Here is a 12,469-nt window from a genome sequence, read left to right on the forward strand (position 1 = left end):
ACGCCGTCGGGCAGGGTGGGGGAAGTGCAAGCCTCGGCGGTCCCGCGAGCGCCCCGCGTGCCGGGGACGCGACGTCAGGACCCGAGGAACGCGAGGAGGTCCGCGTCGAACTCGGCCTCGTACTCGCCGAACAGCCCGTGCGGGCGCCCCTCGTGCACGACGAGCGTCGCGTCCTGGAGCAGCTCGACCGTCTTGAGCGCGGAGGCCCCGATGGGCACCATCTGGTCGTCGTCGCCGTGCACCACGAGCACCGGGACGTCGATCGAGCGCAGGTCCGCGGTGAAGTCGGTCTCGGAGAACTGCTCGACGCAGTCGTAGGCGGCCTTGAGCCCTGCCTGCATCGACAGGCGCCAGAACTGGTCCCGCACCCCCTGGGTCAGCGCCGAGCCCTCCCGGTTCCCGCCGTAGAACGCGACCGACAGGTCCTGGTAGAACTGCGACCGGTCGGCGAGGAGCGCGGCACGGATCTGGTCCAGCGCCTCGATCGGGGCGCCGTCGGGGTTGTCCGGGGTCTGGAGCATGAGCGGCGGCACCGCCCCGAGCAGCACGGCCTTCGCGACGCGGCCCGTGCCGTGACGGCCGAGGTAGCGGGTCACCTCTCCCCCGCCCGTGGAGTGGCCGACGAGGACGACGTCGGTCAGGTCGAGGGCCTCGAGGAGCGCGGCGAGGTCGTCCGCGTAGGTGTCCATGTCGTTGCCGTCCCACGTCTGGGTCGAGCGGCCGTGCCCGCGCCGGTCGTGCGCGATCCCGCAGAAGCCGTGGGAGGCGACCAGGTTGAGCTGCCCGTCCCAGGCGTCGGCGTTCAGGGGCCAGCCGTGGCTGAACACGACGGGCTGCCCGCTCCCCCAGTCCTTGTAGAAGATGCGGGTGTCGTCGGCGGTGGTGATGAAGGGCATGTCAGATCTCCTGTTCCTCGAGCCACGTGAGGGTCGCCTCGGCGCCCTCGGCCGCTCCTTCGACGGTCATGGTCCGGCTCCCGACGGCGCCGCGCACCCTCGAGCATCTGCTCGACTCGCGCAGGGGTCCCGCCGTGGTCGCGCCGGATGGAGATCTCAGCGTGCGCCCGGCGGTGCGCGTGCGCATCCGGGGATCCGCAGCGCCACGCACCGCTGGCCTTCGACGGCGCCGCTCTCCTGCGAGGCGAGCGGCGCCGTCGGGCCGTGCGCGGGCGGGGAAGCCCCTCACCGACCGGTCACTGGCGTGCCATCACGATCCGCAGGCGCTCGTCGGGGTCGATGAAGTGGTCGTGGTCGTCGTCGCCCAGGTCGATCTGGACCCAGCCAATCCTGCCCGTGAAACGGCTCCCCCGGGTCGTGTAGTCGGACGTGACCGGTGTCCCCGACTCGTACCCGACGTCGGTCGTCTCGTCCGCGGAGAAGATCATGGGCTGGGTCGCCCCGACGCGGCCGGCTCCCGCGAGCTCGCCGTCGTAGTACAGCGTGACGTCCCCGCCCTTGCCGAGCCCCCCGCCGTCGTACGCGAACTCCACGCGGACCTGGTGCGTGCCCGCGGGGACCGGGCGGTCCGCGGTGATCGCGAATTCCTGGATGCCCAGGACGTTGTAGACGAACTTCGCCCGTCCCTCCTTGGCGTAGAGCGACCACCCGCCGAACCGGCCGCCCTGGGCGATGATCACACCCTCGACGCCCGAGGCCGGGACCTCGACCTCGGCCGTGACCGAGAACGAACGGTTCTTGATGCTGACAACGCTGCTCTCGGAGAGCCTCCCCATCCCGGCGAAGAACTGCTGCGACGTGCCGTGGACGAGCGTGGGGCGGCCCGCGGACGCGGGGTCCAGCCTCTCGCCCGTGCGGTCGTCCATGGGGAGCACGCCGTACTTGGTCGCCTCGATGAGCCACAGCCGCTGGAGCCCCGCGAGCCTCTCGGGCTGCTCGGCGGCGAGGTCGTGCGCCTGGCTGTAGTCGGTGCGCCCGTCGTAGAGCTCCCAGACGTCGTCGTCGAACGCTGGCACCTCGCCGCCGACCAGGAGCCACGGGGTGCGGTGCTTGGTCACGGCGCTCCACCCCTTGAAGTAGATCCCGCGGTTCGCGAACATCTCGAAGTACTGCAGGTCGTGCCGCTCGGGGCTCTGCGCGTCGTCGAACGCGTAGAGCATGCTCGTGCCCTCCATGGGCGACTGCTGGACCCCGTTGACGCTCGTCGGCTCGGGCAGCCCCGCGGCCTCGAGGATCGTGGGGGCCACGTCGATGACGTGCGTGAACTGCGAGCGCAGCCCGTCCCCCTCCGTGATCCGCGCGGGCCAGTGGACGATCGTGCCGTTGCGCGTCCCGCCCCAGTGCGAGGCGACCTGCTTGGTCCACTGGAACGGCGTGTCCATGGCCCACGCCCAGCCGACCGCGTAGTGGTTGTACGACGACGGCGACCCGAACTCGTCGACCTTGGAGCGAAGGAACTCCGGCGTCTCGAGGGCCGCCATGCCGTTGAAGTTCGCCATCTCGTTGAACGCGCCGTTCAGGGTCCCCTCGGCCGAGGCCCCGTTGTCGCCGATGATGTAGTAGATCAGCGTGTCGTCGAGGATCCCGAGGTCGTCGAGCGCGTCGACGAGCCGGCCCACGTGGTGGTCGGTGTGCTCGAGGAACCCCGCGTAGACCTCCATCTCCCGCACGAGCACGGGCTTGAGGTCGTCGGGCATGTCGTCCCAGGCCGGGATCTGCGGGTTGCGCACCGTGAGCTCGGCCTCGGCCGGGACCACGCCGAGCTCCTGCTGGCGCGTGAACGTGCGCTCGCGCTCCACGTCCCAGCCGTCGTCGAACCGGCCCGCGTAGCGGTCCGCCCACTCCTTGGGGACGTGGTGCGGGGCGTGCGTCGCACCCGGCGCGAAGTACACGAAGAACGGCCGGTCGGGCATGAGCGCCTTCTGCTGGCGCACCCAGCCGACCGCACGGTCCGTGAGGTCCTCGGTCAGGTGGTACCCCTCCTCGGGCGTGGCGGGCGGCTCGACGGGCGTCGTCCCGTCGTACAGCGCCGGGTCCCACTGGTTGTTCTCGCCCCCGATGAAGCCGTAGAACGTCTCGAACCCGCCGCCCCCGGAGGGCCACGCGTCGAAGGGACCCATGGGCGAGGACTGCCACACCGGCACCTCGTGGCACTTGCCGAACTGGGCCGTCGAGTACCCGTTGAGCTTGAGGGTCATCGCGAGCGGTGCCTTGGTGTTGGGTCGCACCGAGCTGTTGCCGGGGGCCGACGTCGCGGTCTCGGTGATGCTGCCCATGCCGACGGAGTGGTGGTTGCGGCCCGTCAGCAGCGCCTGCCGGGTCGGCGCGCAGAGCGCGGTCGTGTGGAACCGGTTGAAGCGCAGCCCGCCGGCCGCGAGCCGCTCCGCGGTGGGGGTACGACAGGGGCCGCCGAACGCGCTCGACGCCCCGAAGCCCACGTCGTCGAGCAGGATCACCAGGACGTTCGGTGCCCCCTCCGGGGGGAGCAGCGGCTCGATGGGCGGGAACGACGTGTCGGGATCCTTCGCGTCGTAGGTCGTGAGCCCGGGAGCAGGCCGGTCCGGGACGGGCAGCATCGTGCGGGCGTGCTGGTCGGGACGCATGAGGGACTCCGCTCGGTCGGGCGACGAGACGTGGATGCGTCCCACGCTAGGAACGGAAACGCCCCGGGGCATCCCCCAGACCAGGTGATCCCCCTGCTCCCCCGGGCGCTCCGGGGGCCCGCGCCCTATCGTGAATGACGTGAACAAGGAGCCGTGGACGGCGCCGACGACCGTGGAGCTCGACCGTCAGCTCCTCGACGCCAAGCTCACCGTGCCCCGGACAGGAGCGCCGGTCGTGAGCCGGGCCCCGCTGATCGACGCGGCGCGCGCGAGCGGACGACGGGTCGTCGGGGTCACCGCTCCCCCGGGCTACGGCAAGTCCACGTTCCTCGCCGAGTGGGCCGCGAGCGAACCGCGGACGGTCGTGTGGCTCACGCTCGACCGGTTCGACGACGCGCCCCTGACCCTGCTGTCGGTGCTGGCCGCCGCCGTCGCCCGCCACGGGATCGGGCTGCCGGACCTCGGCACGGACATGACCGGACCCGACGCCTCGCTGCTGGGGCGAGCGGCCCCTCACCTGGCGTCGGTCCTTCGCACGAGCCCTGCCGCCTTCGTCCTGGTGCTCGACGACCTGCACGAGGTGCGGTCCGCCGCCTGCCACGACGTGCTGGGCATCGTGGTCGCGGGCATCCCCGACGGGTCGCAGCTCGTCGCCGCGAGCCGCGACGAGCAACCCCACCTGGCGCGCCTGCGCGCGACGGACGAGACGGTCGAGCTCGGGGTGCACGAGCTCGCTCTCGACGCCGAGGGCACCGCTCAGGTGTTCGCCGCGTCGGACGTGCGCCTCACTCCCGACGTCGCGGCCGCCGTCCGGACACGGACCGAGGGCTGGCCCGTGGGGGTGCACCTCGCGGCCCTCGTCGCACGCGACGGCGGGGACGGGGCGGACGCGGCGGCCGTCACGGGCACCGACCGGTACGTCGCGGACTACCTCCAACGAGAAGCGCTTCGACGACTGCCCGACGAGACGCGGCAGTTCCTGCGTCGCACCGCGATCCTCGACGACCTGACTGCCCCGCTGTGCGACGCCGTCCTCGGAGAGAGCTCGTCGCTGCGGCACCTGCGCGAGCTCGAGTCCGCGCACCTCTTCCTCGTCCCGCTCGACCAGCACCGCCGGTGGTTCCGCTACCACGCCCTGTTCCGCGAGCTGCTGCTCGACGACCTCCTGACAGCAGAGCCCGACCTCGCCGACGACCTCCGGCTCAGGGCGGCCGACTGGTACGAGGCGAACGGCTCCCCGGCGCGCGCCGTCGAGCAGCTCCTCGCGACGGGCGAGCGCGAGCGCGCCGCCCGGCTCGTCACCCGGATCGTCATGTCCCTCTTCCAGGGCGGGCAGATCTCCACGATCGACCGCTGGTTGGGCGTCCTGGGAGACGACGCGATCCGCAGCCACCCGCCGCTCGCGGTGCTCGCCGGGTACGTCGCGGTGTACGAGGGACGTGCCGCGGCCGCCGAGCACTGGGGAGCCGTGGCGGACGCGGCCGCGTTCGACGGCGACCCCGGGGACGGATCGGCCTCGTTCGACTCGGCGCGGGCCATGTACCGGGCGCTGCGGTGCCCGGACGGCCCGCAACGGATGCTCGACGACGTAGGTCTCGCCCTGGCGGCCGAGCCCGAGTGGAGCTCGTGGCGCGACACCGCGCTCGTGATGAGCGCAGACGCGCTCCGCCTGAACGGCGACGACGAGTCCGCCGTCCGGCACCTCGAGCTCGGGGTCGAGGCCGCGAGCGCCCTCGGCGACGCCGACACCCTCGTCTACGCCGAGGCGCAGCTCGCCGACCTCGACATGGACCGCCGTCGGTGGGAGAGCGCCAGGATCCGGGTCCAGCGGGTCCTCTCCACCATCGAGGACCACCGGCTGGGCGACTACCCCACGAGCGCGCTCGGCTACGCGGTGGCCGCTCGCCTGGCCCACCACGACCACGACCCTGCCCTGACGAACGACCTCCTGACCCGCGGGATGCGCACCAGGACGTTCTGCACGTACGCGTTCCCGACGCTCGCCGTGCGCGTGCGCCTGAGGCTCGCCCGGACGAGCTGGGCGACCGCGGACGTCGCTGCGGTCCGGCACCTCCTGCGCGAGATCGACGACGTGCTGCTCCGTCGGCCGTCGCTCGGTGTGCTGACCGACGAGGTCGCCGACCTGCGCAAGTCCTTCGACGCGGCCGAGCACGCGAGCACGGCCGTAGGCCCCGGACCTCCGCTCACACCCGCGGAGCTGCGGCTCCTGCCCTACCTCCAGACCCACCTCACGATCCGGGAGATCGGCGAGCGGCTCTTCGTGTCGCGGAACACCGCCAGCTCGGAGATCGGGTCGATCTACCGCAAGCTCGGGGTCTCGAGCCGGAGCGAGGCCGTGGAGCGCGCGGTCGACCAGGGGCTGCTGGGCGCGTGAGCCCTCACCCCGGCTCGCGCGCGTCGAACGGGTCGTAGCCGAGCGCGAGCGCGAGCTTGGGGGCCGCGGCCACGACGGCCGGCAGCCCGACGATCGGGATCGTCGCGGCGAGGACGTCGACGATCTCCGCCGTGGTCGCACCTGCCGTGACCGCTTCGTCGACCTCGCTGCCGTACGTCGGCTCGGCGCCGCCGACCGCGACGAGCGCGGCGAGCCGGATCAGCGCGAGCGTCTTGGGCTCGAGGACGGTCGACTCGAGCTCCAGGTCCTCCTCGAGGCGCGCGTCGTTGATCGCGAAGCGCCGAAGTCGGTCGGTGTAGTCCACGGTCTGGCCATCCTCTCGCCCGGTCTCGTCCTCCCATTGCCGCACGCCGTCAGCGTGCTGGCATCACCCCGATCACATGATCCGGCCGCGCGCCCACCGCGTGCCGGTGCGAGCAAGTTCATGCGGTCTGCATGACGACGGCGACCGCCGAGCGCCGGATGCTGGGCAGGAGCGACACGAGACGTGCGACCTCGCCCCGCACGGGGCGCCCCTGACGTGAGGGGCGAACGAGGTCCCGGAGGAGAGGACCGACGACCCATGACCCAGGACCCGAGCGACCTGCAGGACACCGGACCGATCGACTACCTCGTCGTCGAGTTCGAGTCCGACGCCATGACCGGCGAGGCCTTCCCCCTGCTCGTCGACCTGGTCGAGCAGGGGATCATCCGTGTCCTCGACCTGCTCGTGCTGCGCAAGGAGGACGACGGGAGCGTGGTGGGGGTCGAGCTCGACGAGCTCGAGGACGGCTCGACCGGCCTCGAGATCTTCGCGGGTGCCTCGTCCGGCCTCCTGGGGCACGAGGACCTGACCGAGGCCGCCGAGGCGGTCGAGCCCGGGAAGACTGCGGCCGTACTCGTGTACGAGAACGTGTGGGCCGCACCCTTCGCGTCCGCCCTGCGCCGCGGTGGCGCCCAGCTCGTCGCGAGCGGGCGCATCCCGGTGCAGGCCGTGCTCGCGGCGCTCGACGCCGCCGAGAACGCCTGACCCACGTCCCGACAGAGGAGGAACACCATGCCCGGACTCATCCGAGGCGTCGCGCGCACCGCCGTCGTCGCCGGTACCGCGACCGCCGTCTCCAACCGCGTCTCCCGCCGTCAGGCCGGCCGCTGGTCCGCCCAGGAGGAACCGCCTCCGCAGCAGGCACCGCAGCAGACCTACGCCGCGCCGCCGCCTGCCCCGGCCCCCGCGCCCGCGCCCGCCTCCGCCGGCATGGACGCCAAGATCGCCCAGCTCACGCAGCTCGCCGCGCTGCGTGACCAGGGAGTGCTGAGCCCTGCCGAGTTCGAGACGCAGAAGGCCCAGATCCTCGCCGGTTGACCGGCACCCACCTGAGGAGGAGTTCGCATGGACAGCTTCATGGACTGGTTCTGGCTGATGGTCTGGTGGTTCTTCTTCTTCATGTACCTGATGATCCTGTTCCGGATCCTCGCCGACCTCTTCCGCGACCACACGCTGAACGGCTGGTGGAAGGCGCTGTGGGTCGTCGCCCTCATCGTCGTCCCGTTCATCTCCGCGCTGGTCTACATCATCGCCCGTGGGCGCGGGATGGCCGAGCGCCAGATGCAGGACATGTCGCAGGCCAAGGTGCAGACCGACGCCTACATCCGAGGCGTGGCGGGGGCCGACTCCTCGCCGGTCACCCAGATCGCCGACGCCAAGGCCCTGCTCGACTCGGGCGTGATCGACGAGAACGAGTTCGCCACCCTCAAGGCGAAGGCCCTGGCCTGAGGCTCGGGGCGTCCCAGGACCGGGCCGCAGGGCCGACGTGACCGGCACCGCCGACACGCGCGGCCCCCTCGACGCCGCCGACCGCGGGAGCAGCGACTCCCCCGGCCCGGCGGCGTCGGTGCACCGGCACCTCGAGCTCGTCGCCGCGGTGCTGCTCGCGATCGCGACGGTCATGACGGCGTGGTCGGCCTTCCAGAGCGCGCGCTGGGGCGGCGAGATGGCGACGTCGTACAGCGCGGCCGGCGCGGCGCGCACCGAGAGCAACCGTGCCTCGACGCGCGCCGGTCAGGAGACGATCATCGACGTCCAGCTCTTCACCGACTGGCTCAGCGCGCTCGACGCCGAGCAGGGCAGGGTCGGACCGGCCCCTGGCTACGAGCCGGACCCGGCGACCTACTCGGGGTTCCTCTACGCGCGCTTCCGCGAGGAGTTCCAGCCCGCGGTCGAGGCGTGGGTCGCGCAGGACCCCTCGACCAACCCGGCCGCGCCGCCCAGCCCGTTCGCGATGGACGAGTACGTCCTGGCCTCGTCCCAGGAGTCGCAGCGGCTCGAGAAGAAGGCCGACGTACTGGCCGCGCGGGCCCACCAGGCGAACGGCGTCAAGGACAACTACGTCCTGGCCACCGTCATGTGCGCCTCGGTGCTCTTCTTCGGCGGGATCGGCGCCAAGCTCGCGTCCCCCCGTCTGCGGCTCGCCATGGTCGGGCTCGGCGCGGTGGTGCTGCTGGCCACGCTCGGGGTCCTCCTCGCCTACCCGATCAAGGTGTGAGTCCATGAACCTCCTGATCGCCGCCCTCGTCACGGTCGGCGCGACCGCGATCACCGTCACCGCGATGCTCCTCGTGCGGTCCCGGGCACCCGAGGGCAGCCGGTTCCGCGACGGCGACCGGGCGTCGGGGGTCTTCGGGGTGCTCGCGACGGGCTTCTCGGTGCTGCTCGGCTTCATCATCTTCCTGGCCTTCGAGTCCTACGACGACGCCCGCAGCGGCGCCGAGGAGGAGGCGCAGGTCGTCGCGCAGCAGCTCCAGACCGCGCAGTTCCTCCCGCCCGACGCCGCGGCCGAGCTCTCGGGGCAGCTCGTCTGCTACGCCCGGTCGGTCGCGACGACCGAGTGGGAGGCCATGGCCGACGGGCGGCTGGGCGAGGCCGTCAACCCGTGGGGCGTCGAGATGTTCCGCACGATCCGCGGCGTCGAGCCGGCGACCGACACCGAGCAGTCCGCGTACGACCGGTGGATGGACCAGACCTCCGACCGGGAGCAGGCGCGCCAGGCGCGCGTCCACGGTGCCGAGGGTCTGATCCCGCTGCCCCTGTGGCTCGTCCTGTTCGTCATCTCGGCGACGATCTTCGTGTTCATGCTGTTCTTCGCCGACTCGGGCGAAGGTGCCGTCACACAGTCGGTCCTCATGGGCAGCGTGACGCTCGTGATCGCCCTGATGCTGAGCCTGCTCGTGTTCTTCGACCATCCGCACGGGCACCAGGTGGGCAAGCTGCAACCGGTGGCGATGCAGCGCACGCTCGTGCTGATCGACCAGCAGGTGAGCGCGGCGGGCCTCACGGTCGACGCACCGTGCGACGAGCAGGGCCGGGCTCAGTCCTCGCCGTAGAACACGCGCTCCATGACGGCCCGGGCCCGTCGCGCGGTCCGCAGGTAGCGCTCCTCGAGCTCGGCCCCGGACTCCTCGTCGCCGATGACCCGCGCGAGCCCGGACAGCGCCCGGATCTCGTGCGGCAGGACGTCAGCCGTGGGTCCGCCCGAGCGACCGGACCAGAGCACGAGCGCGCTGCGCAACCGCGACGCGAGGTGCCACGACTCCCCCAGGGTCGCGGCGTCGTCGGGCGTGACGATGCCCGCGAGCGCCGCGGCCTCGAGCGCGTCGATGGTCGACGTCGTGCGCAGGCCCGCGACCTCGTGGGCGTGCTGGAGCTGCAGGAGCTGGACCGTCCACTCGACGTCCGAGACGCCGCCCCGGCCGAGCTTGAGGTGGCGCGACGGGTCGACGCCGCGTGGCAGCCGCTCCGACTCGACGCGTGCCTTGATGCGCCGCACCTCGCGCACGGTCGCGGCATCGAGCCCGCCCGCCGGGTAGCGCAGCGGGTCGACGAGCGTCATGAACCGCTCGCCGAGCCCCGCGTCGCCCGCGGCCGGTCGGGCGCGCAGCAGCGCCTGGGACTCCCAGGGGGCCGACCAGCGGTCGTAGTACTCGGCGTAGGAGTCGAACGAGCGCACGAGCGGGCCGTTGCGTCCCTCGGGGCGCAGGTCGGCGTCGACGGGCAGCCCGGGCTCGGGGCCCATGTCGCCGAGCAGCGAGCGCAACCTGGTCGCGACCACGAGCGCGAACGCCTGTGCGTCGCGGTCGCTCGCGCCCGCGACGGGCTCGTGGACGAACATGACGTCGGCGTCCGAGCCGTAGCCCATCTCGCGCCCGCCCAGGCGGCCCATGGCGATGATCGCGAACCGGGCCGGGTCGTCGTCCGGGCCCGCGACGCCGAGCTCGCCCCGGGCGACGAACTGCGCGACCCGCAGCCCGCCGACGAGCGCGAGGTCGGCGGCGTCGGAGATCGCGCGCGCGGCGTCGACCGGGTCCACGACGCCGAGGATCTCCGCGGCCCCGGTGCGTGCGAGCTCGCGGCGGCGCACGGCCCGCAGCGCCGTGGCGGCCGGGGCGGCGACGTCGGCGCGCGTGAGGATCGCGTCGGCCTCCTTCGCGAGGCGCTCGGCCCCGCGCGGGACCAGGTCGGCGTCGTCGGCGAGCCAGGCCACCGACTCGGGGGAACGGGACAGCGCGTCGGCCATGTACCGCGAGCTCGAGAGGAGCGTCGCGAGCCGGTACGCGGCCGAGCCCGAGTCCCGTAGCAGCTTGAGGTACCAGTGCGTCGAGCCGAGCTCCTCGGACAGCTTGCGGAAGTTGAGCAGCCCCGCGTCGGGGTCCGCGCCCTCGGCGAACCAGCCGAGCATGACCGGCAGGAGCTGGCGCTGGATCGCGGCACGCCGGCTCACTCCCTCGGTCAGGGCGAGCACGTGCCGCATCGCACCCGCCGGGTCCCGGTACCCGATCGCCTGGAAGCGCGCCTTGGCCGCCTCCGGCGCGAGGCTCGCCTCCTCGGCCGAGAGCTGGGCCGTGGCCGGGAGCAGGGGCCGGTAGAAGAGCTCCTCATGCAGTGCGCGCACCTCGCGGCGCGTCGAACGCCACCGCTCGAGCAGGCCCTCGGCGCCCTCGGCGCGCATGCCCAACGACCGTGCCAGACGGCGCAGGTCGTCCTCGCCCGTGGGCACCAGGTGCGTGCGGCGCAGCCGGAAGAGCTGGATGCGGTGCTCGAGCGAGCGCAGGAAGCGGTAGCAGACCGCGAGGCGCGCCGCGTGCTCGCGCCCGACGTAGCCGCCCGCGGCCAGGGCCGCGAGCGCCGTGAGGGTGCTGGGGCTGCGGATCGAGTCGTCGGCCCGCCCGTGCACGAGCTGCAGGAGCTGGACCGTGAACTCGACGTCGCGCAGGCCGCCCTTGCCGAGCTTGAGCTGGCGGTCCGCCTCCGCCGCGGGCACGTGGTCCTCGACGCGCCGGCGCATGGCCTGGGAGTCCTCGACGAAGTTCTCGCGCGTCACGGCCGACCACACGAACGGGTTGATCGCGTCGTGGTACGCCGCCCCGAGGTCGCGGTCGCCCGCGACCAGGCGCGCCTTGAGCAACGCCTGGAACTCCCACGTCTTGGCCCAGCGCTCGTAGTACGCGAGGTGGCTCGCGAGCGTGCGCACGAGCGGGCCGTTCTTGCCCTCGGGGCGCAGCGCCGCGTCGACGGGCCACAGCGGCGGCTCCGACGACGTCCCCTGGCAGGCCCGCGCGAGACCCGTCGCGAGCCGCGCGCCGACGCTCGTCGCGTAGGCCTCGTCGTACCCGTCGGCCGGTTCGGCGACGTAGACCACGTCGACGTCCGAGACGTAGTTGAGCTCGCGGCCGCCGCACTTGCCCATGCCCATGACCGCGAGCCGCACGCCCGCCCCGTGGTCGTCGAGCTCGGAGCGCGCGATCGCGAGCGAGGCCTCGAGCGCCGCGGCCGCGAGGTCCGCGAGCGCCGCCGCCACGGCCGGCAGCCGTGTGAGCGGCTCGTGCGACGTGAGGTCGGTCGCGGCGATGCGCAGGAGGCGGGACCGGTAGGCGCGGCGCATGGCGTCGGTCGCGACGGGGGCCGGCAGCGCCGCGACGGGCTCGTCGGCCTCGGCGTCCGCCTCGACCGCGCGCAGCAGCTCGGCCCGGACGGCGCCCGCGTCGACGCCCGTCCCGGGTGCCGGGTCGGCGACGACCGCCAGCAGGTCCGGGTGGGACACGAGCTCGTCGCCGAGCGCGACCGACGCGCCGAGCACCGCGAGCAGGCGGTCGCGCCCGGAGGGGGTCGCGCCCTCCGTGGCCGGGGGCTCCCCGGTGAGCAGGTCACGGAACGCCTGGCACGACGCCTCGTCCCCGGCCGCCGCGGACGACAGCCGCGCGAGCTGGAGCAGCGCGAGGTCGGGGTCCGCGGTGGCGCCGAGCGCGACCAGCACGTCCTCGGGCAGCGGCCCGAGGACGCCCAGGAGGTCCTTGTCGTCGAGCAGCGACGCCGAGCGGGTCACGTCGGCGAACCCGAGCCGGCGCAGGCGCGAGCTCAGGGTGGGGCGGCGCGACCCGTTGGGTGCGCCGATGCGCCCGAGGGGCGTGACGTCGTCGGGCCCCGAGGTCATGACGACCACCGGGACCCGACCGACCGACGG

General features: G+C 73.1%; 11 protein-coding genes. 6 read left to right on the forward strand and 5 right to left on the reverse strand.

Annotated features, from left to right (window positions below; all coding sequences use genetic code 11):
- Positions 1-74: 74 nt before the first annotated feature.
- The 3 genes from JOD48_RS12020 to JOD48_RS12030 form a co-directional block, all read right to left on the reverse strand.
- Positions 75-896 (reverse strand): alpha/beta fold hydrolase, encoded by an 822-nt coding sequence (locus tag JOD48_RS12020; protein WP_204809223.1) that lies wholly within the window; start codon positions 894-896, stop codon positions 75-77.
- 1 nt (position 897) lies between these two features.
- The gene (locus JOD48_RS12025) at positions 898-1,083 is read right to left on the reverse strand and encodes a hypothetical protein (protein WP_204809225.1); all 186 of its coding nucleotides are present in this window, start codon (positions 1,081-1,083) and stop codon (positions 898-900) included.
- A gap of 109 nt (positions 1,084-1,192) precedes the next feature.
- Positions 1,193-3,559 (reverse strand): arylsulfatase, encoded by a 2,367-nt coding sequence (locus tag JOD48_RS12030; RefSeq protein WP_204810569.1) that lies wholly within the window; start codon positions 3,557-3,559, stop codon positions 1,193-1,195.
- A gap of 139 nt (positions 3,560-3,698) precedes the next feature.
- On the opposite strand from JOD48_RS12030, the gene JOD48_RS20165 reads away from it, so the two are divergent.
- Positions 3,699-5,954 (forward strand): LuxR family transcriptional regulator, encoded by a 2,256-nt coding sequence (locus JOD48_RS20165; RefSeq protein ID WP_204809227.1) that lies wholly within the window; start codon positions 3,699-3,701, stop codon positions 5,952-5,954.
- Between the two features lie 4 nt (positions 5,955-5,958).
- On the opposite strand, the gene JOD48_RS12040 is transcribed toward JOD48_RS20165, so the two are convergent.
- Positions 5,959-6,279, reverse strand: a complete 321-nt coding sequence (locus tag JOD48_RS12040) for a carboxymuconolactone decarboxylase family protein (protein ID WP_030153209.1) — start codon at positions 6,277-6,279, stop codon at positions 5,959-5,961.
- Positions 6,280-6,537: 258 nt separating this feature from the next.
- Here JOD48_RS12040 and JOD48_RS12045 point away from each other — a divergent pair, with 258 nt between their 5' ends.
- Genes JOD48_RS12045 through JOD48_RS12065 form a run of 5 tightly spaced genes read left to right on the forward strand, consistent with a single transcriptional unit; the run spans position 6,538 to position 9,335 of the window.
- Positions 6,538-6,984 carry a DUF6325 family protein gene (locus tag JOD48_RS12045; protein WP_191789046.1) on the forward strand — a complete coding sequence of 149 codons (447 nt, stop codon included), beginning with the start codon at positions 6,538-6,540 and terminating at the stop codon, positions 6,982-6,984.
- Between the two features lie 27 nt (positions 6,985-7,011).
- Positions 7,012-7,317, forward strand: coding sequence for an SHOCT domain-containing protein (locus JOD48_RS12050; protein WP_191789045.1), 306 nt, complete (start codon positions 7,012-7,014; stop codon positions 7,315-7,317).
- Positions 7,318-7,344: 27 nt separating this feature from the next.
- Complete coding sequence (locus tag JOD48_RS12055; RefSeq protein WP_191789044.1) at positions 7,345-7,728, forward strand: SHOCT domain-containing protein; 384 nt, start codon at positions 7,345-7,347, stop codon at positions 7,726-7,728.
- A 37-nt stretch (positions 7,729-7,765) separates the two neighbouring features.
- The gene (locus JOD48_RS12060) at positions 7,766-8,497 is read left to right on the forward strand and encodes a hypothetical protein (RefSeq protein WP_191789043.1); all 732 of its coding nucleotides are present in this window, start codon (positions 7,766-7,768) and stop codon (positions 8,495-8,497) included.
- 4 nt (positions 8,498-8,501) lie between these two features.
- Entirely contained in the window at positions 8,502-9,335 is an 834-nt protein-coding gene (locus JOD48_RS12065; protein ID WP_204809229.1) for a bestrophin-like domain, read from the forward strand.
- Here JOD48_RS12065 and JOD48_RS12070 read toward each other — a convergent pair.
- Positions 9,320-12,439: a bifunctional [glutamine synthetase] adenylyltransferase/[glutamine synthetase]-adenylyl-L-tyrosine phosphorylase gene (locus JOD48_RS12070; RefSeq protein ID WP_204809231.1), complete on the reverse strand. Its 3,120-nt coding sequence runs from the start codon at positions 12,437-12,439 to the stop codon at positions 9,320-9,322. The two genes, JOD48_RS12065 and JOD48_RS12070, sit on opposite strands and share 16 nt — an antisense overlap.
- Positions 12,440-12,469: the final 30 nt, after the last annotated feature.

Origin of the sequence: Oerskovia paurometabola, from assembly GCF_016907365.1 — a bacterium.
In the GTDB taxonomy this organism is placed as follows: Bacteria; Actinomycetota; Actinomycetes; order Actinomycetales; family Cellulomonadaceae; genus Oerskovia; species Oerskovia paurometabola.